The 19,269-nt window shown below is 67.1% G+C and carries 17 protein-coding genes; 14 read left to right on the plus strand and 3 right to left on the minus strand.

The features are described 5' to 3' along the window. The first annotated feature begins 21 nt into the window (after window positions 1-21). From CAF78_RS25875 to CAF78_RS25900, 6 genes are all read left to right on the plus strand, one after another. Window positions 22-1,332 (plus strand): citrate-proton symporter, encoded by a 1,311-nt coding sequence (locus tag CAF78_RS25875; protein WP_085679634.1) that lies wholly within the window; start codon window positions 22-24, stop codon window positions 1,330-1,332. Next, window positions 1,329-2,786 (plus strand): amidase, encoded by a 1,458-nt coding sequence (locus tag CAF78_RS25880; protein WP_085679637.1) that lies wholly within the window; start codon window positions 1,329-1,331, stop codon window positions 2,784-2,786. The genes CAF78_RS25875 and CAF78_RS25880 overlap by 4 nt, the downstream gene beginning before the upstream one ends. 69 nt (window positions 2,787-2,855) lie before the next feature. Further along, window positions 2,856-3,629 (plus strand): IclR family transcriptional regulator, encoded by a 774-nt coding sequence (locus CAF78_RS25885; protein WP_085679640.1) that lies wholly within the window; start codon window positions 2,856-2,858, stop codon window positions 3,627-3,629. A 190-nt stretch (window positions 3,630-3,819) separates the two neighbouring features. Beyond that, window positions 3,820-4,476, plus strand: a complete 657-nt coding sequence (locus CAF78_RS25890) for an ABC transporter ATP-binding protein (protein ID WP_085679642.1) — start codon at window positions 3,820-3,822, stop codon at window positions 4,474-4,476. Further along, entirely contained in the window at window positions 4,476-6,923 is a 2,448-nt protein-coding gene (locus tag CAF78_RS25895) for an FtsX-like permease family protein (protein WP_085679645.1), read from the plus strand. Before CAF78_RS25890 ends, CAF78_RS25895 begins: the two co-directional genes overlap by 1 nt. After that, window positions 6,913-7,977: a lipocalin-like domain-containing protein gene (locus CAF78_RS25900; RefSeq protein ID WP_085679648.1), complete on the plus strand. Its 1,065-nt coding sequence runs from the start codon at window positions 6,913-6,915 to the stop codon at window positions 7,975-7,977. Before CAF78_RS25895 ends, CAF78_RS25900 begins: the two co-directional genes overlap by 11 nt. Before the next feature lie 112 nt (window positions 7,978-8,089). On the opposite strand, the gene CAF78_RS25905 is transcribed toward CAF78_RS25900, so the two are convergent. Continuing rightward, window positions 8,090-8,968, minus strand: coding sequence for a helix-turn-helix domain-containing protein (locus CAF78_RS25905; RefSeq protein WP_085679705.1), 879 nt, complete (start codon window positions 8,966-8,968; stop codon window positions 8,090-8,092). Window positions 8,969-9,145: 177 nt separating this feature from the next. Here CAF78_RS25905 and CAF78_RS25910 point away from each other — a divergent pair, with 177 nt between their 5' ends. The 4 genes from CAF78_RS25910 (at window position 9,146) to CAF78_RS25925 (ending at window position 13,491) form a co-directional block, all read left to right on the plus strand. After that, window positions 9,146-9,973, plus strand: a complete 828-nt coding sequence (locus tag CAF78_RS25910) for an SDR family NAD(P)-dependent oxidoreductase (protein WP_085679652.1) — start codon at window positions 9,146-9,148, stop codon at window positions 9,971-9,973. Further along, window positions 9,970-11,688 carry an FAD-dependent oxidoreductase gene (locus tag CAF78_RS25915; RefSeq protein ID WP_085679655.1) on the plus strand — a complete coding sequence of 573 codons (1,719 nt, stop codon included), beginning with the start codon at window positions 9,970-9,972 and terminating at the stop codon, window positions 11,686-11,688. Before CAF78_RS25910 ends, CAF78_RS25915 begins: the two co-directional genes overlap by 4 nt. Then, window positions 11,688-12,005, plus strand: a complete 318-nt coding sequence (locus tag CAF78_RS25920) for an NIPSNAP family protein (protein ID WP_085679658.1) — start codon at window positions 11,688-11,690, stop codon at window positions 12,003-12,005. The genes CAF78_RS25915 and CAF78_RS25920 overlap by 1 nt, the downstream gene beginning before the upstream one ends. 133 nt (window positions 12,006-12,138) lie before the next feature. After that, window positions 12,139-13,491, plus strand: coding sequence for an aromatic acid/H+ symport family MFS transporter (locus tag CAF78_RS25925; protein WP_085679661.1), 1,353 nt, complete (start codon window positions 12,139-12,141; stop codon window positions 13,489-13,491). An 18-nt stretch (window positions 13,492-13,509) separates the two neighbouring features. Here the strand turns inward: CAF78_RS25925 and CAF78_RS25930 are convergent, their stop codons facing one another. Next, window positions 13,510-14,505: an aldo/keto reductase gene (locus CAF78_RS25930; RefSeq protein ID WP_085679664.1), complete on the minus strand. Its 996-nt coding sequence runs from the start codon at window positions 14,503-14,505 to the stop codon at window positions 13,510-13,512. A 99-nt stretch (window positions 14,506-14,604) separates the two neighbouring features. After that, the gene (locus CAF78_RS25935; protein WP_085679667.1) at window positions 14,605-15,456 is read right to left on the minus strand and encodes a LysR family transcriptional regulator; all 852 of its coding nucleotides are present in this window, start codon (window positions 15,454-15,456) and stop codon (window positions 14,605-14,607) included. Between the two features lie 90 nt (window positions 15,457-15,546). Between CAF78_RS25935 and CAF78_RS25940 the strand changes: the two genes are divergently transcribed. The 4 genes from CAF78_RS25940 (at window position 15,547) to CAF78_RS25955 (ending at window position 19,204) form a co-directional block, all read left to right on the plus strand. Further along, a complete protein-coding gene (locus CAF78_RS25940) occupies window positions 15,547-16,458 on the plus strand; it encodes a LysR family transcriptional regulator (protein ID WP_085679669.1) in 912 nt (303 codons plus the stop codon). A 98-nt stretch (window positions 16,459-16,556) separates the two neighbouring features. Next, the gene (locus CAF78_RS25945) at window positions 16,557-17,477 is read left to right on the plus strand and encodes a hydroxymethylglutaryl-CoA lyase (RefSeq protein WP_085679672.1); all 921 of its coding nucleotides are present in this window, start codon (window positions 16,557-16,559) and stop codon (window positions 17,475-17,477) included. Next, window positions 17,477-18,679 carry a CaiB/BaiF CoA-transferase family protein gene (locus CAF78_RS25950; RefSeq protein WP_085679675.1) on the plus strand — a complete coding sequence of 401 codons (1,203 nt, stop codon included), beginning with the start codon at window positions 17,477-17,479 and terminating at the stop codon, window positions 18,677-18,679. Before CAF78_RS25945 ends, CAF78_RS25950 begins: the two co-directional genes overlap by 1 nt. Next, window positions 18,680-19,204 carry a gamma carbonic anhydrase family protein gene (locus CAF78_RS25955; RefSeq protein ID WP_085679678.1) on the plus strand — a complete coding sequence of 175 codons (525 nt, stop codon included), beginning with the start codon at window positions 18,680-18,682 and terminating at the stop codon, window positions 19,202-19,204. Window positions 19,205-19,269: the final 65 nt, after the last annotated feature.

Consider the following 19,269-nt stretch of genomic DNA (forward strand, 5'->3'; position numbering starts at 1 on the left):
ACAGAAGATGGAGTGTTCCGCATGCAGATTTCCAATTCAGGCGCGTCGCGTACCCGGCAAGTGGTCGCGGCGGTCATCGGCAATGCGCTGGAGTGGTATGACTTTATCGTGTACGGCTTTCTGGCGAGCATCATCGCCCGCCAGTTCTTCCCCTCGGACGACGAATACGCCTCGCTGCTGATGGCCCTGGCGACGTTCGGCGTGGGCTTTTTCATGCGCCCGGTGGGCGGGGTGCTGCTGGGTGTGTATTCCGACCGCAAGGGGCGCAAGGCGGCGATGCAGCTGATCATCCGCCTGATGACCGTGTCGATTGCCATGATCGCCTTCGCCCCCAACTACCTGGCCATCGGCATGGGCGCGCCGCTGCTGATCGTGGTCGCGCGCATGCTGCAGGGCTTTGCCACCGGCGGCGAGTACGCCAGCGCCACGGCGTTTCTGGTGGAGAGCGCGCCGGCCAACCGCAAGGGCCTGTATGGCTCGTGGCAGCTGGTGGGGCAGTGCCTGGCGGTGTTTTCCGGGGCGGCGATGGTCGCGCTGGTCACCCACCTGTGCACGCCCGAGGCGCTGGACAGCTGGGGCTGGCGGATTCCGTTCGTGCTCGGCCTGCTGATCGGCCCGGTGGGGCTGTGGATTCGCAAGCACATGGAAGAGCCCGAGGAGTTCCTGCAGGCGCGCAAACAGGCCAAGGGCCAGGCGCCGAGCCTGTGGCAGGTGCTGCGTGAGCACCGCCGCAGCTTGCTGGTGTCGATGGGCCTGGCCTGTGGCGCGACGGTGTCGTTCTACGTGGTGCTGGTGAACATGCCGACCTTCGCCCACAAGAACCTCGGCCTGCCGCTGGACCAGGTGCTGCTGGTGCAGATGCTCGCGGTGGGCCTGATGACCGTGGTCATTCCGCTCTCCGGCGCGCTGTCGGACCGGCTCGGCCGGCGGCCGGTGCTGATGGCCTTCACCCTGGCGTTCTTCGTCATGGTCTACCCGCTGTATGTATGGGTGGCCGCAGCGCCGTCGATCGAGCGCCTGCTGGTGATGCAACTGCTGCTGTGCACTGCCATTGGCGGCTTCTTCGGCCCGGCGCCGACCGCGCTGGCCGAACAGTTCCCGGTCGAGGTGCGCTCAACCGGCGTGTCCGTGGCCTACAACGTGGCGGTGATGGTGTTCGGCGGCTTCGCGCCGCTGATCGTCACCTGGCTGAGCAAGGTGCTCGGCACGCCGGTGGCGCCATCGTTCTACGTGCTGTTCGCTTGCCTGCTGACCCTGCTCGGCACCTATTGCCTGAAAGAAGCACCGCGCGCCAGCAAGGCCGTGGCCTACAACCTTGGAGTGAAACCGTGAACGCGTTAGCTATCGACCCGATCGTCGCCCTCGACGCCGAGGCCCTGTCCCGGGCCATTCATGCCCGCCAGGTGGCGTGCCGCGAGGTGATGCAGGCTTACCTGGGCCATATCGAGCGTTGCAATCCGCAGGTCAATGCGCTGGTGTCGCTGCGCGAAGGGGAAGACCTGCTGGCCGAGGCCGAGGCCTGCGACCGCGAACTGGCGCGCGGCCAGTCCCGGGGCTGGATGCATGGCGTGCCCCAGGCAATCAAGGACCTGGCCGCCACGGCCGGGCTGCGTACTACGCTGGGTTCGCCGCTGTTCGCCGAGCAGGTGCCGGCACACGACGCCATCAGCGTGGCGCGGGTGCGGGCGAGCGGGGCGATCATCATCGGCAAGAGCAATGTGCCGGAGTTCGGCCTGGGTTCGCAGAGCTACAACACGCTGTTCGGCACCACCACCAATGCCTACGACCACAGTCGCGTGGCCGGGGGCAGCAGCGGTGGCGCCGCGGCGGCGCTGGCCATGCGCCTGCTGCCGGTGGCCGATGGCAGCGACATGATGGGCTCGCTGCGCAACCCGGCGGCGTTCAACAACGTGTTCGGCCTGCGCCCGTCGCTGGGGCGGGTGCCCTATGGGCCGATCCCGGAGTTGTTCGTCCAGCAGTTGGCCACCGAGGGGCCGATGGGGCGCAGCGTCACCGATGTCGCCCGCCTGCTGACGGTGCAGGCCGGCCATGATGCGCGGGTGCCCTTGTCGCTCAATGACGGCGGGCGGGATTTTGCGGCGGGGCTGCAGCGTGACTTCAAGGGGGCGCGGATCGGCTGGCTGGGCGACTACGACGGTTACCTGCCGATGGAAGATGGGGTGCTGAGTCTGTGCGAAGCCGCCCTGGCCGATTTCGCCGAGCTGGGCTGTACCGTCGAGGCCTGCCAGCCCGCGTTCGATCAGGCGCGCTTATGGCAATGCTGGCTGACCCACCGCCACTTCCTGGTGCACGGCAACCTGGCGGCGGCCTATGCCGACCCAGCCAAGCGGGCGCTGCTCAAGCCCGAGGCGCAATGGGAAGTGGAGGGTGGCCTGCAGCTCAGCGCTGCTGCTGTGTATCAGGCGTCGCTGGACCGCAGCGCGTGGTACCAGGCCATGCAGAAACTGTTCGAGCGTTACGATTTCCTGCTGTTGCCGGCGGCCCAGGTGTTCCCTTTCGACGCAGCCGAGGCGTGGCCGAAGGTGGTCGGGGGGCGGACCATGGACACCTACCACCGCTGGATGGAGGTGGTGATCGGGCCGACCCTGGCTGGCTTGCCGAGCATGAGCGTGCCGGTCGGTTTCAACGCCGCCGGGCTGCCCACGGGCCTGCAGATCATAGGCCCGGCCCAGGCCGACCATGCCGTGCTGCAGCTGGCCTACGCCCATGAACAGCTGACCCGTTGGGTGGAACGGCGCCCGCCGCCAAGCCTGTTGGTACGCTGAAAGGGCTGGCCCGGCCCGTATCTTGCTGGGCATGATGACCATCCACGCACAGACAGGGAGGTCGGAGACATGGGCACAGCCACAGACAGCGGCGGCGTGCGCTCGGTGGAGCGTGCGCTGGCCATCGTCGAACTGCTTGGCGAGCATCAGGCCCTCGGCCTGGAAGAGCTGCATTACCTCACCGGGCTGCCCAAGGCCACGGCCTCGCGCATGCTCGCCACCTTGCAGGAACAGGGCTGGGTCTACCGTGGGCTCAGCGACCGGCGCTACCGCCTGTGCGCCCGTCGCCTGTTCGGCGACCGCCAGCAGCGCTTCAAGCGCCAGCTGGTGGAAAGCGCCGCGCCGCTGTTGCTGGACCTGAGCGAGCGCACCGGGCTGGTGGTCGACCTGTCGTGCTTCGACGGCGAGCGGCTGGAGGTGATGGAGAGCGCGATTCCCCAGGTATTGCGCAAGCGTTACCCGAACAACTGCCAGATCGTCGGCCAGCATGCCAGCCTGTTCCATTCGGCAATGGGCCGGGCGTGCCTGAAGGAGTTGGCGGTGGATGAGGTGCAGCGCCTGGCCCAGCATGAGCGGGTCGGCGGTGAAGCGTTGCTGCGTGACCTGGAAGGCGATGTGCAGAAGGGCTTCGGGCAGCGTACCGAGGGGTATTGGGAGTATCCGGTGCGCTTGCCGTTCCTGATCCGGGCGATTGCCTTGCCGGTGCGGGTGCAGGGGCAACTGGCCGGGAGCATTGCCTTGCACTGGCCGCTGGACCAGGCGCCGGTGGAGCAGGTGCTCAGTTTGCACCTGAACAGCCTGGCGGCGACGGTGGGGGAAGTGCAGCATGCGTTGGTGAACTAGGCTGCCTGCCCCGGCCCCTTCGCGGGCAAGCCCGCTCCCACAGGATCACCTTGGACCTCAGCCCTGCGCAGTACCTGTGGGAGCGGGCTTGCCCGCGAAAGGGCCCTGAAATACAACACAAGCATTTGCCAACAAGCGCTGCAAGCAGCTATGCCTAAGGTCGGACCCGAGTCTAAAGGCCAAAGCCCCCATGTTGGTCATCGAGCAATTGCAAAAATCTTTCCCCACCGCCCAAGGCCCGCTCCAGGTCCTGCGCGGCGTCGACCTGACGCTCTCCCACGGCAGCAGCCTGGCCCTGATGGGCGAGTCCGGCAGCGGCAAGAGCACCTTGCTGCACCTGGTCGCCGGCCTGGATCGCGCCGACAGCGGGCGCATCCTCATCGACGGCACCCCCCTGCATGGCCAAGGCGAAGCCGCCCTGGCCCGGTGGCGGCGCGAGGGCATCGGGCTGGTGTTCCAACAGTACAACCTGATCAGCAGCCTCGACGTGGCCGCCAACCTGGCCTTCCAGGCACGCCTGGCCAAGCGCCACGACCCGCAGTGGCTGGCCTACCTGGCCGAGCGCTTGGGGCTGACAGCCTTGCTCGACCGCTACCCGGAGCAGCTATCCGGCGGCCAGCAGCAACGGGTCGCCATCGGCCGGGCACTGGCCAGCCGACCGGCGCTGTTGCTCGCCGACGAACCCACCGGCAGCCTCGACGAAGCCAGCAGCGACGAGGTGCTGGCCTTGCTCCTGCAACTGGTTGGCGAGGCCGGCAGCAGTGTGCTGATGGTGACCCACAGCCCGCGCCTGGCCGCCTGCCTGCAGCGCCGCTGCGTGCTCCACCAAGGCCGGGTGCAAGGCTGATGAACAACCTGCTGCTCGCCCTGCAGGCACTGGGCAGCCACTGGTGGCGCCACCGCTTGCAGTGCATCAGTATTTTCACCGGCTTGTGGCTGGCCACGGCCTTGTGGACCGGTGTGCAGGCCCTCAACGCCCAGGCGCGCAGCGACTATGCCCAGGCCAGCGCCGTCTTGAGCGGGCCGGCGCACCTGCAGATCGTCGCGCGCGACGGGCAGCGTTTCGACCAGGCGCTGTACGTGCAACTGCGCAGGCAAGGCTGGCACGTGACGCCGGTGCTGGAGGGGCGCTTGCGCCTGGCCGGCGAGCCGGCCGTTACCGTGAGGCTGATCGGCATAGAGCCGCTCAGCCTGTTGCCTGGCATGGCCGTCGCCGGTGCCGACCCGGCAAGCCTCGATCTACAGGCCTTCATCGGCACACCCGGGCAAGCCTGGGCCGGGCCGGATACCTTGCGCCAGTTGGCGGGCAAACTGCGCACGGCCGATGGTCAGGCTTTGCCGCCACTGGCCCTGAATGAACAACTGGCGCCCGGCGTGCTGCTGGTCGATATCGGCGTGGCCCAGGCCTTGCTCGATGCGCCGAGGCAGTTGACACGGCTGCTCAGCGACACCGACCAGCCATTGCCACCGGCTTTCGCCGAGCGTTTGAAGGTACAGCCAGCGGGCGATGACAGCGACCTGCAACGCCTGACGGCGAGCTTTCACCTCAACCTGACGGCCCTTGGTTTGCTGGCGTTCGTGGTCGGGCTGTTCATTGCCCATGCCGCCATCGGCCTGGCGCTGGAGCAGCGACGTGGCCTGATGCGCACCCTGCGCGCTTGCGGCGTGAGCCTGAAGGCGCTGCTGGCTGCGTTGGCCCTGGAGCTTGGGCTGTTCGCGGTAGTCGGTGGCCTGGCGGGCGTGGCGGCGGGCTACCTGCTGGCTGCGCTGCTGCTGCCCGACTTCGCTTCCAGCCTGCGTGGCCTGTATGGCGCCCAAGTGTCCGGGCAGCTGCACCTGCCGCTGTACTGGTGGCTGGTGGGTATTGCGGTGAGCCTGCTCGGCGCCTTGCTGGCCGGCATCGACAGCCTGTTGCGCGCCGCGCGGTTGCCGTTGCTGGCGTTGGCTCAACCGCAGGCCTGGCGGTTGGCCCAGCTGCCCTGGTTGAAGCGCCAGGCGCGGTTTGCCGCAGCCCTGGCGTTGCTGGCCTTTGCCTGCGGCGCCTTCGGCAATAGCCTGCCCAGCGCCTTCACCCTGCTGGCCGCACTGTTGCTGGCGGCCGCATTGCTGTTGCCGGGCGCGCTGGCCCTGTTGCTGGCTGGCCTGGCGCGGCATGCCCGGCGGCCGCTGGTGCAGTGGTTCATCGCTGACAGCCGCCAGCAGTTGCCAGCGCTGAGTCTGGCGCTGATGGCGTTGTTGCTGGCCTTGGCCGCGAGTGTCGGTGTGGGCGGCATGACCGAAGGTTTCCGCCGCACCTTCGTCGGCTGGCTCGACCAGCGCCTGGCCGCAGACTTGTATGTCACACCCCGCGACAGCACGCAGGCGCTGCAGATGTACCAGCACTTGCAGCAGGCCCCCGACATCTATGCCGTGCTGCCGAGCTGGCGAGTGGAATGGCGCCTGCAGCAGTGGCCGGTGCAGGTGCAAGGGGTGATCGATCACCCGTTCTATCGCAGCCACTGGCCACTGCTGGAGCAGGCTCCGGACGCCTGGGCGCAGCTGGCCAACGGGCAGGGCGCCATGCTCAGCGAACAATTGGCGCGGCGCCTTGGAGTAGGCATCGGGGATGCCGTGCAGCTGCCGGGCGAACCGCCACAGGCCATGCGGGTGGTTGGCATTCACGCCGACTATGGCAATCCGAAAGGGCAGGTGCTGGTCAATGCCGACTGGCTGCGCCAGCACGCTGCGACGGCCAGCCTGAGCGGCCTGAGCCTGCTGATCCGGCCTGGGCAGGTTGCCAAGGTCAAGGACGCGTTGCAGCAGCGTTATGGCCTGGACGAATCGCAACTGGTCGAACAGGCCAGTCTGAAAGCCTGGTCGACGCAGATATTCAGCCGCACCTTCGCCGTCACCGCAGCCCTGAACAGCCTCACCCTGGGCGTGGCCGGCGTGGCGCTGTTCATCAGCCAGCTGACCCTGGGCCAGCAGCGCCTGGGCCAGCTGGCACCGCTGTGGGCGCTGGGCGTGCCGCGCCGCCGGCTGGCCTGGCTGAGCCTGGGCCAGACGCTGATGCTCAGCAGCTTTACCGTGCTGCTGGCCATCCCCCTCGGGTTGCTGCTGGCCTGGTGCCTGGTGGCGGTAGTGAATGTCCAGGCCTTTGGGTGGCGGTTGCCCTGGCACGTGTTCGCCAGCCAACTGCTGCAACTGGCGGCGCTTGGCGTGCTCACCAGCCTGCTGGCCAGCGCCTGGCCGTTGTGGCAACTGGCGCGGCGCCAGCCGAGTGAGTTGTTGCGGCGGTTTGCCGATGAAGGTTGAGGCCTGGCTGTTGCTGGCCTGCCTGCTGCTGGCCGGGTGTGACGCGCCCGCGCCGCCGGCCAGGAGTTATGCCGGCCTTGGCGCCGAGGCGGCGGCGTTCAGGCAGGTCACGCGCAACACCGCGCTGGTGTTCCCCCGCGACCACGGCGCCCACGACGGCTATCGCATCGAATGGTGGTACGTCACCGCCAACCTGCGCGATGCCCAGGGCCGTGACTGGGGTGTGCAATGGACGCTGTTCCGGTCAGCTTTGCGCCCCGGCCCCGAGACCCACGGCTGGAACAGCCCCAACCTGTGGATGGGCCATGCCGCCCTGACCGACCCGAGCGGCCACCAGGTCAGCGAAACCCTGGCCCGTGGCGGCATCGGCCAGGCTGGCGTCGAGACTGGGCCGTTCCGGGCGTGGATCAACGACTGGTCGCTGCAAGGTGACGACAGCATCCAGCGCTTGCAGATGCGTGCCAGCGGCCAGGGTTTTCGCTATGACCTGACATTGGCCAGCGACAAGCCGCTGGTGTTGCACGGCGATCGGGGTTACAGCGAAAAGTCCGGCAAGGGCCAGGCTTCGTACTATTACAGCCAGCCGTTCTACCAGGTCAGTGGCGAGGTCGAGCGGGACGGGCAGCGCATCCCGGTAACCGGGCAGGCGTGGCTTGACCGGGAGTGGAGCAGCCAGCCGTTGGCGGCCGGGCAACGTGGCTGGGACTGGTTTTCGCTGCACCTGGGCAGTGGCGCCAAGCTGATGCTGTTTCAGGTGCGTGAAGACCAGGGGCAGCCGTACCGGGCGGGTACCTGGGTGGGCCCTGACGGGCAGGTACGTGCGTTAAAGGCGGCGGAGGTCGAGCTGACGCCGATGGACTGGACGAGCCAGGACAACGGCAAGCGCGTGCCGACCCGCTGGCGGGTTCAGGTGCCCGCGGTGCAGCTGGATGTGCGAGTCGAGGCGGTGCAGGCCAAGGCCTGGATGGGCACCCGGTTCCCCTATTGGGAAGGGCCCGTGCGGGTGAGCGGCAGCGCGCAAGGGCGGGGGTATCTGGAGATGACGGGGTACTAGCGCCGGCCTTTTCGCGGGCAAGCCCGCTCCCACAGAAATCACCGGTAGTCGGCTGTCATGCAGTACCTGTGGGAGCGGGCTTGCCCGCGAAGAGACCGGCACAGGCGGCACATTACCCTGGCTTCTCACCGCGAAACTCACTCGGGCTCACCCCACACTGCTTGCGAAAGAACCGGCTGAAATACCCCACATCGACAAACCCCAGTTCATGGGCAATCGCCTTCACGCTCGCATCCGAATGCCCCAGTACCCGCTTGGCCTCCAGCACCAGCCGGGCATTGATCACATTCATCGGGGTCATCCCCAGGTGCTCCTGGCACAGGCGCCCCAGCGTCGCCAGGGTCATGCCCAGCTCACGCGCATAGAAGCCCAAGGGCCGATGCTCGCGGTAATGCCTGTCCACCAGCTCGCGAAACCCGGTCAGTTGCTGGCTGCGCCGTGACGCGGGGCGATGTGCCGGGTCGGGTGCCACCTGGGCATGGCGCAAGGCCTGGATCAGCAGGGCCAGCAGCAGCGCCATGCTGCTGGCCACGTGCTCGGCGGCGCGGTTGTGGTATTCCTCGCGCAGGGCAAGGCACAGCGGCAGCAGCGGATCCTCTTCGGCGGGCCAGAGGGGCAGGGCGATCACCTGAGGCTTGCGGATCGGTGCCAGCAGGTTGGGTGCGAGCACCTGGGCAATGCTCTCAAGGGGTGGCTGAGCAGCGGTAATCACTTGGCCTTCGACCTCGCCGGCCCAGTGAAAACCGTGCACCACCTGCGCCGGCACATACACCACGCAGGGTGCGCAAACCTGCACGCGCTCGCTGTCGAACAGCACTTCGCCGCTGCCGCTCTGCAGGTACAGCAGCTGCAGCAGGCCGTCGTGGCGGTGCGCGGCGATTTCCCAGTTGTGCGCGCCGGAGCGTTGGGAGATCTGCTCCACATGCAGGGATTCGTGCCACACCGGCTGCGCGGTTTCGCCGTACAGGGCGTAGTTGGGGATCTTGTTCATGTTGTTGTAATTGTTCTGATCGCTACCCGGCCACTGTGCCACAGCCAGGCGCGGGCTTCAGGTGCCGGGCACAAAATTGACCGGAATGTGGCCACGCTTGCAGGTTTTGTCCATTCTGCCGGCCTGCCACTCGGCCCTAGGCTGTTCGCCAGATCAAGCGACACTCTGGAGAGCAGCATGCATAACAACAAGATTTCCTCCAACTGGCTGGGCCTGGATTCAGCCGTTTGCGTGGTCACCGGCGCGGCCGGTGGCATCGGTGCGGCGCTGGCCGCCGCGCTGGTCGAGCAGCAGGCCCATGTGGTGCTGCTGGACCGCGACTTCGACAGGTGCCGCGAGCTGGCTGCCAGCCTGGGCGAGCACAGTGTCGGTGAAGTCAGCGCGCTGGCCTGCGATATCGCCGACCCGGCCAGCGTCGAGCAGGCCGCTGCCCAGGTGCAGGCGCTGCATGGCCGTTGCGACGTATTGGTGAACAACGCCAGCGTGTTGCGCCCTGGGGCGCTGGAAACACTGAGCCTGGAGCAGTGGAACCAGGTGCTGGCGGTCAACCTCAGTGGCTACCTGCTGTGCGCGCAAGGCTTCGGCCGCGCGATGCTTGCCCGCGGCCAGGGGCGCATCGTGCATGTGGCTTCGATCGCCGCGCATTACCCGCAACCCCATAGCGGCGCCTACAGCGCGGCCAAGGCCGGGGTCAGCATGTTGTCGCGGCAGATCGCCGTGGAGTGGGGGCCGCGCGGGGTGCGCAGCAACGCCGTGTGCCCGGGGCTGATCCGCACACCGCTGTCGGCGGCGTTCTATGCCGACCCGCAGGTCGAACGCCAGCGCAGCGCGATGACCGCCAACCAGCGCATCGGCGAACCGCAGGATATCGCCGATGCCGTGCTGTTCCTCGCCAGCCCGCGTGCCGACTACATCAATGGCGCCGAACTGACCGTGGATGGTGGCCTGGAGAGCATGCCCATGGCGCTGATCCCGCGCCCCGGCTTCGAGGGGGTGAAGGCATGAACACGCGCAGCTGCGATGTGCTGGTGATCGGTGCCGGGGCCGGTGGCCTGGCGACGGCGATCACGGCGAAAAAGCACGGCCTGGATGTGCTGGTGATCGAGAAGGACGATTGCTTTGGCGGCACCACGGCGTTTTCCGGTGGCGTGCTGTGGGTGCCGGGTAACCGGCATGACCGCAATGGCAGCCATGAGCAGGCGTTGACCTACCTGCGCAACGAAACCGGCGCCTGTTTCGATGCGGCTGGCGTCGAAGCGTTCTTGCAATATGGGCCGCAGATGGTGGAATTCTTCGAGCGCGAGACCACGGTCAAGTTCGTCCCCACGCTGTACCCGGACTACCACCCGCAGGTCGAGGGCGGTGTCGATATCGGCCGTTCGATCCTGGCCGCGCCCTACGATATTCGTGGCCTTGGCGCAGACATGGCACGGCTGCGCCCGCCGCTGAAAACCATCACCTTCATCGGCATGATGTTCAATTCGTCGAACGCCGACCTCAAGCACTTCTTCAACGTCACCCGCTCGCTGGCCTCGTTCGGCTACGTGGCCAAACGGCTGCTGACCCACTTCAAGGAACTGCTGCTGTATCGCCGCGGCACCCAGGTCACCAGTGGCAATGCCCTGGCGGCGCGGCTGGTGAAGTCGGCGCTGGACCTGGGCATCCCGATCCTCACGGGTACCCCGGCGCGGCAGCTACTGCGCGAAGGCGGGCGGGTAAGCGGGGCACTGGCCCAGCAGCAAGGGGGCGAATTGCGCATCGAGGCGCGCCGGGGCGTGGTGCTGGCGTGCGGGGGGTTCTCCCATGACCTGCAGCGCCTGAAACAGGCTTACCCGCATGTACGCCGGGGCGGCGAGCATTTTTCGCCGGTACCGGCGGGCAACGCCGGCGACGGTGCCCGCATGGCCGAGGCCCTGGGCGGCAAGGTGGACATCCGCCTGCAGGCAGCGGCGGCCTGGATGCCGGTTTCGAAGGTGCCGATGGCGGGTGGCAAGCCGGTGGCGTTCCCGCACCTGCTCGATCGCTACAAGCCAGGGGTGATCGGCGTGCTGCGCAGCGGCAAGCGCTTCACCAATGAATCCAACTCGTATCACGATGTCGGCGCAGCGTTGATCGAGGCTTGTGCCGAGCAGCCGGAAACCGCCATGTGGCTGGTCTGCGACCGGCGCACCCTGGCCAAGTACGGCCTGGGCTATGCCAAGCCTGCGCCGATGCCGCTGGGGCCGCTGTTGCGTAACGGTTACCTGCTCAAGGGCAACACCCTCGCCGAGCTGGCGGCCAAGGCAGGTATCGATGGCCAAGGCCTGGAACACACGGTGCGCGAGTACAACCTGGGTGCGGTGCATGGCGAGGACCGGCAATTCGGCCGTGGCAGTACCACGTTCAACCGTTACCTGGCCGACCCCCAACAACAGCCCAACCCGTGCGTGGCGCCGCTGGGTGACGGGCCGTACTTTGCGGTGAAGGTGGTGATGGGCGACCTGGGCACGTTCGATGGCATCCGTACCAGCGTGGTCGGCGAGGTGCTCGATGGCGAACGGCGCGCCATCACCGGGCTGTACGCGGTGGGCAACGACCGGGCCAGCATCATGGGTGGCAACTACCCCGGCGCCGGCATCACCCTGGGGCCGATCATGACCTTCGGCTACATCACCGGGCGGCACCTGGCCGGGGTCGAGCAGGGGCTGGCCAGTGCCGATCAGGCGCGGGAGGTGGCGTGATGGACAGGGCCATTGTCGACCACCGTATCTACACCATCCGGCCACGCTGCATGGCGGCGTTTCTCGAAGCCTTCGAGCAGTTGGCGATGCCCATCCTGCGCCGGCACCTGGGGGCTCCGCTGGGGTTCTACGTCAGCAGCATCGGGCCGCTGAACCAGGTGGTGCACTTGTGGGCCTATGACAGCCTGGAGGATTTCGAGCGGCGCAGCGCGGCGCGCGATGCCGACCCGGATTTTGCCGCGTACCTGCAGGCCACCCGCGACCTGGTGGTGGCGCAGGAGACGCGGATCATCAAACCGGTGCGCCTGCGCGGTTGAAGTCGCCTGTACCGGCCTCTTCGCGGGCTTGCCCGCCCCCACAGGATACGGGTGAACCTGAAGGCAGTGGAGTTCCTGTGGGAGCGGGCATGCCCGCGAATGGCCTCAATAAGAACAACAAGAGGTTAGGCAAATGAACCATCCAATCGACATACGCCAACTGATCGACCAGCAACCCATCGGCGCCTACCAGAAATGGGTGGTCTTCCTCGGTTTCCTGATCATCGCCCTGGACGGCCTTGACGTCGCCATCATCGGCTTCATCGCCCCGCAACTGAAAAGCGAATGGCAACTGGGCGCCCAGGCCCTCGGCCCGGTGCTCAGTGCCGCGCTGATCGGCCTGGCCCTCGGTGCCCTGGTCGCAGGCCCCTTGGCCGACCGCTACGGGCGCAAGGCGGTGCTGCTCGGCAGCGTGCTGCTGTTCGGCCTGTGGACCCTGGCCTCGGCCTTTTCCCCCAATCTGGAAACCCTGGTGGCGCTGCGTTTTCTGACCGGCCTGGGGCTGGGCGCGGCGATGCCCAACGCCAGCACGCTGGTCAGCGAATACGCCCCGGCGCGCAGCCGCTCGCTGCTGATCACCCTGGCCTTCTGCGGTTTCTCGCTGGGGGCGGCGCTGGGCGGCTTCGTCAGCGCCTGGATGATCCCCAACCTGGGCTGGCGCAGCGTGCTGGCGCTGGGCGGGGTGTTGCCGCTGCTGGTGTTGCCATTGCTGTGCTGGCGGTTGCCTGAGTCGGTGACCTTCCTGGTCAGTCAGCGCGCCGACCCGCAGCGTATCCGGCGCATCGTCCAGCGCCTGGCACCGGCATACGGCGGCCCCGACAGCACCTTCGTGGTGCCCGCCACCCGCACGCACAAGGGCGGTGCCATCGGCACCATCCTCTCGCCACGCTACCGCTTCGGCACACTGATGCTGTGGACGGGCTACGTGCTGGCGCTGTTCCTGGTCTACCTGTTCAGCGGCTGGCTGCCAACCCTGGTGAAGGAGGGCGGTGGTTTCACCGTGTCGCAAGCGGCCATCGTCACGGCCTGCTTCCAGATCGGCGGGCCGGTCGGCGCGATTTCGGTGGGCTGGGCCATGGACCGCTGCCATCCGCAGCGGGTGCTGATGCTGACCTTCCTGTTCAGTGGTGCGGTGATTTTCGCGATTGGCCAGGTGGCCGGCGATTTCGCCTGGCTGTGCGCCATCGCCTGGGCCGTGGGCTTTGGCCTGAACGGGGCGAGCGTGGGCATGAATGCGCTGGCGGCGGCGTTCTACCCGACCGAGGCGCGCGCCACCGGCGCCAGCTGGATGAGTGGTATCGGCCGCTTCGGTGCCATCCTCAGTGCCTTTGCCGGTGCGCAGATGCTGGCGCTGGGCTGGAGTTTCGCCCAGGTGTTCGCCTCGCTGCTGGTGCCGGCGGGGCTGGCGGCCCTGGCAGTGTTGCTACAGGGTTGGCACGCCCAGGCCGGCAGGAGTACAGATGTACTCCAGTCGTCACAACAGTAACCGGAGGCCAGCGCAGGTTTACTTGAACCCTGTCACCGCATGCGGCACATAGGGCGCTTCCAGCCGGGCGATATCCTCGTCGTTCAGCTGGAACGCCAACGCCGCAATCGCATCATCCAGCTGTGCCACCTTCGAGGCGCCGACAATCGGCGCCGACACCCCGCGCTTGCCCAGCACCCAGGCCAGCGCCACCTGCGCCATCGGCACGCCGCGCTCGCCGGCGATCTGCTCGACCACGTCGATCACCCGGCCATCTTCCACTTCGGTCTTCTCGTAGAACGATTGCCCGGAGATGTCGGTACGGGTACGCGCGGTCTGCTGCCCATGCGGCCGGGTCAGGCGGCCGCGGGCCATCGGGCTCCAGGGCATCAGGCCGACGCCCTGGTCGAGGCACAGCGGGATCATCTCGCGCTCTTCCTCGCGGTAGATCAGGTTGAGGTAGTTCTGCATCGACACGAAGCGGCTCCAGCCATTGCTGGCCGCCACCTGCTGGGCTTTGGCGAACTGCCAGGCATACATCGACGACGCGCCGATGTAGCGCGCCTTGCCGGCCTTGACCACGTCGTGCAGGGCTTCCATGGTCTCTTCGATGGGCGTGTGGTAGTCCCAGCGGTGGATCTGGTACAGGTCGACATAGTCGGTGCCCAAGCGGGCCAGGCTGGCGTCGATGTTGGCCATGATCGCCTTGCGTGACAGGCCCTGCTCGTTGGGGCGGGTGCTGCCTTCCCACATGTTGGCGGGGAAGAACACCTTGGTGGCGATCACCGTTTCCTCGCGGCGGGTGAATTCCTTGAGCAGCTTGCCGAGGATGATCTCGGAGGTGCCGGCCGAGTAGCTGTTGGCGGTGTCGAAGAAGTTGATGCCTTGCTCGACGGCGTGGCGGATGATCGGGCGGCTGTCGGCTTCGCCCAGGGTCCAGGGGTGGGTGCCGGCATCCGGTTCGCCGAAGGTCATGCAGCCCAGGCACAGTTTCGAGATGTCCAGGCCGGTGTTGCCCAGTTTGACGTATTGCATCCGCTGCTCCTCAGTGATCGGTTGTGCGATGCAGGGAAGCTTAGCGGTGATGCCTGGCTGCGAAAATCCCGAATCGGCGCAGTCGCCATCCGCAAAAATTCACAAGCGCAGCAGCGGCTTGACCTGTTGCTGCAGGAAGTCGGTGACGGCCTTGATGCGGGGGGTGTTGCGAACGTCCTCGTGCACGGCCAACCAGATCTCGATGCTCATCTGCTGTTGGTCCTGGCCGGCGACCTCCAGGCCATGCTCCTGCGCCATGAATGCCGGCAGGCAGGCGATGCCAACCCCGCCGGCAGCCGCCTGGGCCTGGATGCGCAGGTCGTTGCTCTGCAGCACCAAGGGCGGGTTGCCGGCCTGGCTGAGCAGCCACTGCTGCTGCGGCGACTTGGCCTGGGATTCGTCGTAGCCGATGTAACGCAGCGCGCCCGTACTGCGCAGGTAAGCGGGCGCGGCGTACAAGCGGTAATCCAGATAACCCAGCAGGCTGGCCACCAGCGTCGGCTCGGTGGGCCTGGCCAGGGTGATGCTGATATCGGCTTCGCGGCGCGCAAGCGAGGCCCGCGACTTGCTGCCGACCAGTTTCAGGCGCAGTTGCGGGTAGCGCTGCAGCAGCGCGCCCAGGCGCCGGGCAATGATGCTGCCGAGCAACGCGGGCGGGGCGGCCAGCACCACTTCGCCTTCCACCTGCTGCTGCCCGGCATTGGCGAAGTGCTCCAGGGCGAACGACGATTGGCTCATCTGTTCGGCATATTCGCCTACCCGGCGGCCTTCCTCGGTCAGCGCGTAGGCCCTGGGGCGGCGGTCGACCAGCTTGAGGTTCAATGCAGCCTCCAGCGCAGCGATGCGCCGGGCCACGGTGGCGTGGTCGACACCCAGCAACTTGGCCGCTGCCGACAGCGAGCCGGTACGGGTGAACGCGGAGAAATGGCGCAGATCTTCCCAATCGAACATGGCGGGCCTCGGGAGTAGAGGGGCCATGATACGGCCTTAAGCCGACCGGCAGGTGCTAGGATGGCTACCATTTGCGCAACGGGTACCGCCATGCAGCCCCTCGATCACCTGTCGTTGCACCTGTTCATCGTGGTCTGCGAGGCCGGCACCATCGCCCGTGCCAGCGAGCGCGCATTCATGGCGCCGTCGGCGGTCAGCAAGCGGATTTCGGATATCGAAGCGCGCTTTGGCACGGCGTTGCTCAAGCGCAGCAAGCGCGGCGTCGAGCCTACCCCGGCAGGCCTTGCGCTGTTGCGCCATGCCCGAGGCCTGACCCGGGCCATGGAGCGCCTGGACAGCGAATTGAGCGAATACGCCGAAGGCGCCCGCGGGCATGTGCGGGTGCTGGCCAACGTGTCGTCGATCATGGAGTTCCTGCCTGAAGAGTTGTCGGCGTTCATGCTCGACAACCCGCTGATCCAGGCCGATATCGAAGAACGCTTCAGCCCGGATGTGGTGCGCGGGGTGGCTGAAGGCAGCGCCGACCTGGGCATCTGCCGCAAGTCGATGGCAGTCGGCGATCTGGAGTTCGTGCCCTACCGGCAGGATCATCTGGCCGTGGTGGTCGGCGCCGAGCACCCGTTGGCCGGGCGGGGCAGCATCGCGTTCGAAGAGACGCTGGACTACGAGCACCTGGGGTTGTCGGCCTTCGCCACGCTCAACACCTTCATGCGCAATAGCGCCGAGGCGGCGGGCAAAGAGCTGCGCTTTCGCTCGTACGTGTCGTCGTTCGATGCGGCCTATCGCCTGGTGCAGTTTGGCCTGGGCCTGGCGGTGTTCCCGCAGGAGGCGGTGGCGCGCTATGCGCAGCTGTTCGACCTGCGGGTGATCCCGCTGACCGACGACTGGGCGTTGGGCGAGTTCGTCATTTGCATGCGCGACCGCCATGCCTTGAGCCTGTCTGCGCGTCGCCTGCTCGACCATTTGCTGCTGCGCGCGCCGGCCTGGCAAACACGGGGTTGATCCATCGCGGCTGACGATGGATCAGCCCGTGAAACACGTCTTTTCTGCCTGCCGTCCTGCTCTTAGTCTGGCCCCACGCTTCAGACAGAGAGACCCCGATGACAACAATAACCATCAATGAAGTCGGTATGCGCGATGGCCTGCAAAGCCTGCACACGGTGATGCCGACCGCCGCCAAGCTGCGCTGGATCGACAACGCCTATGCCGCCGGCGTGCGCCATATGGAAGTCGCCTCGTTCGTGCCGGCCCGGCTGCTGCCGCAGATGGCTGACGCCAGGCAGGTGGTGGCCCACGCCCTGACTTACCCCGACCTGCTGGTGACGGTGCTGGCGCCCAATCTGCGCGGTGCGCAGGATGCGCTGGAGTCCGGCGCCCAGCGCATCGTTGCGCCGGTGTCTGTCAGCACCGCCCACAGCCTGGCCAATGTGCGCCGCACGCCGCAGGAAATGGTCGAGGAACTGGGGCGCATGTGCCAGCTGCGCAGCGAGCTGGGGCGTCACGATGTGCAGATGATCGCCGGCATGTCGGTGGCCTTTGGCTGCACCCGCCAGGGTGATGTGCCGTTGGCCGACCTGTGCGAGCTGACCCGCCAGGTGATCGAGGCGGGCTGTGACCTGGTCTCGCTGGGCGACACCACCGGCTACGCCAACCCCGGCCAGGTGGCGACGGTGATCCAGGCCGTGCGCGGCATTGCCGGCGAGCGCCTGCGCGCCGCGCACTTTCACGACACCCGTGGCCTGGCCCTGGCCAACAGCCTGGTGGCGGTGCAGCAGGGCATTCGCGAGCTGGATGCATCGCTTGCCGGCCTTGGCGGTTGCCCGTTCGCACCGGGAGCGTCGGGTAACACGGTGACCGAAGACCTGGTGTTCATGCTGCAGAGCATGGGTTTCGACACCGGCATCGACCTGCCGGCGCTGATCGCCTCGCGCCAGTTGCTGCGTGAGGCCTTGCCGGATGAACCGCTCTACGGCGCCATCGCCCGCGCCGGGTTGCCGCTCAACTACCCAGGAAACGCATAATGTCCAGACTCCCTTTGGACGGCATTCGTGTCGTCGAGATTTCGCACATGGTCATGGGCCCCACCTGTGGGATGATCCTTGGCGACCTGGGCGCTGAAGTGATCAAGATCGAACCCACCCGCGGTGACGGCACGCGCCGGCTGCTGGGGGCGGGAGCGGGGTTCTTCCGCACCTTCAACCGCAACAAGCAATGCGTCGCCGTCGATCTCGACACGCTCCAGGGCCGTGAAGCGGTGCTGGCGCTGATAGACACCGCCGACGTGTTCATCGAGAACTTCAAGCCCGGGCGCATGCTCAAGTTGGGCTTTGACTACGCCACGTTGCGCCGGCGCAACCCGCGGCTGATCTACGCCTCGCACAAGGGCTTCCTCAGCGGCCCGTACGACAACCGCCTGGCCCTGGACGAAGTGGTGCAGATGATGGCCGGCCTGGCCTACATGACCGGGCCGGTGGGCCGCCCGCTGCGGGCCGGCAGTTCGGTGAACGACATCATGGGTGGCATGTTCGGTGCCATTGGTGTGCTGGCCGCGCTCAACGAGCGCAACAGCACCGGGCTCGGCCGTGAAGTGCAGAGCGCGCTGTACGAGAACTGCGTGCTGCTTGCGGCCCAGCACATGCAGCAGTACGTGGTGACGGGCCAGGCGGCGGCGCCGATGCCCAACCGCATCAGTGCCTGGGCCATCTACGATGTGTTCACCTTCGCAGGTGGCGAGCAGATGTTCGTTGCCGCCACGGGCGAGGGCCAGTGGCATGCCCTGTGCCAGCTTTTGGGCCAGACGGCCTTGCTCGATGACCCGACGTTGGCCACCAATAATGACCGGGTACTGCAGCGGCCGCGGCTGCTGGCGCACCTGGCCGAGGTGTTCGCCAACCTCGACGCCCGGCAGTTGGCTGTGGAGCTGGAGGCCAATGGCATCCCGTTCGCGCCGATCCGCCGCCCGGAAGAGCTGTTCGATGACCCGCACCTGACCCAGAGCGGTGGCCTGGCGGACCTGCTGCTGGAAGATGGCAGCTGCACGCCGATGCCTTTGCTGCCGCTGTCGCTGGACGGCCAGCGCCTGCAGCCGCGCCGGCCGATCCCGCGCATTGGCGAACACACGTACAAGGTCATGCGCGAGCTGGGTTACAGCGATGAGCACATTGCCGAACTGTGCGCGGCTGGCGTGCTGAAAACCGACGAACAGGCCCAGGGGGTGCACTGAATGGCGATCTATCGATACGACACGCTGGCACCGGCCATTCACCCGGAAACCTTCATTGCCGAAGAGGCCACGGTGATTGGCGACGTCACCCTGGAGCAGGGCGCCAGTGTGTGGCCGCAGGCGGTGCTGCGCGGTGACAACGCGCCGATCCGCATCGGCCAGCACAGCAATGTCCAGGAAGGCGCGGTGCTGCATGCCGACCCGGGCTTTGCCCTGACTGTAGGCCGCAACGTCACCATCGGCCATCAGGCCATGCTGCACGGCTGCAGCATCGGCGATGGTGCGTTGGTCGGGATCCAGGCCGTGATACTCAACGGCGCGGTCATCGGCCGCAACTGCCTGGTCGGTGCCGGTGCCATCGTCACCGAAGGCAAGGTGTTCCCCGACAACTCGCTGATCCTCGGGGCGCCGGCCAAGGTGGTGCGGGAACTGAGCCCGGAAGCCATCGCTGGCCTGCAGGCCAATGCCGCCGAGTACGCGCGCAAGGGCCAGGCCTTCAAGGACAAGCTCGTGCGCATTGCCTGACGCGTTGCACGCGGTGCCCACAAAGGGCGCCGCCGCTCTCCAATAATTACAAGAATGGAGATCCA

This window comes from Pseudomonas sp. R28(2017) (assembly GCF_002112505.1).
Taxonomy (GTDB): domain Bacteria; phylum Pseudomonadota; class Gammaproteobacteria; order Pseudomonadales; family Pseudomonadaceae; genus Aquipseudomonas.

Excerpts from the sequence above, each read along its gene's own strand:
- CAF78_RS25910 (WP_085679652.1), top strand. The coding sequence starts at position 9,146 with ATGCATAACAACAAGATTTCCTCCAACTGGCTGGGCCTGGATTCAGCC.
- CAF78_RS25915 (WP_085679655.1), top strand. The coding sequence starts at position 9,970 with ATGAACACGCGCAGCTGCGATGTGCTGGTGATCGGTGCCGGGGCCGGT.
- CAF78_RS25905 (WP_085679705.1), bottom strand. The coding sequence starts at position 8,968 with ATGAACAAGATCCCCAACTACGCCCTGTACGGCGAAACCGCGCAGCCG.
- CAF78_RS25920 (WP_085679658.1), top strand. The coding sequence starts at position 11,688 with ATGGACAGGGCCATTGTCGACCACCGTATCTACACCATCCGGCCACGC.
- CAF78_RS25885 (WP_085679640.1), top strand. The coding sequence starts at position 2,856 with ATGGGCACAGCCACAGACAGCGGCGGCGTGCGCTCGGTGGAGCGTGCG.
- CAF78_RS25890 (WP_085679642.1), top strand. The coding sequence starts at position 3,820 with ATGTTGGTCATCGAGCAATTGCAAAAATCTTTCCCCACCGCCCAAGGC.
- CAF78_RS25945 (WP_085679672.1), top strand. The coding sequence starts at position 16,557 with ATGACAACAATAACCATCAATGAAGTCGGTATGCGCGATGGCCTGCAA.
- CAF78_RS25925 (WP_085679661.1), top strand. The coding sequence starts at position 12,139 with ATGAACCATCCAATCGACATACGCCAACTGATCGACCAGCAACCCATC.
- CAF78_RS25940 (WP_085679669.1), top strand. The coding sequence starts at position 15,547 with ATGCAGCCCCTCGATCACCTGTCGTTGCACCTGTTCATCGTGGTCTGC.
- CAF78_RS25900 (WP_085679648.1), top strand. The coding sequence starts at position 6,913 with ATGAAGGTTGAGGCCTGGCTGTTGCTGGCCTGCCTGCTGCTGGCCGGG.
- CAF78_RS25955 (WP_085679678.1), top strand. The coding sequence starts at position 18,680 with ATGGCGATCTATCGATACGACACGCTGGCACCGGCCATTCACCCGGAA.
- CAF78_RS25950 (WP_085679675.1), top strand. The coding sequence starts at position 17,477 with ATGTCCAGACTCCCTTTGGACGGCATTCGTGTCGTCGAGATTTCGCAC.
- CAF78_RS25935 (WP_085679667.1), bottom strand. The coding sequence starts at position 15,456 with ATGTTCGATTGGGAAGATCTGCGCCATTTCTCCGCGTTCACCCGTACC.
- CAF78_RS25895 (WP_085679645.1), top strand. The coding sequence starts at position 4,476 with ATGAACAACCTGCTGCTCGCCCTGCAGGCACTGGGCAGCCACTGGTGG.
- CAF78_RS25930 (WP_085679664.1), bottom strand. The coding sequence starts at position 14,505 with ATGCAATACGTCAAACTGGGCAACACCGGCCTGGACATCTCGAAACTG.
- CAF78_RS25875 (WP_085679634.1), top strand. The coding sequence starts at position 22 with ATGCAGATTTCCAATTCAGGCGCGTCGCGTACCCGGCAAGTGGTCGCG.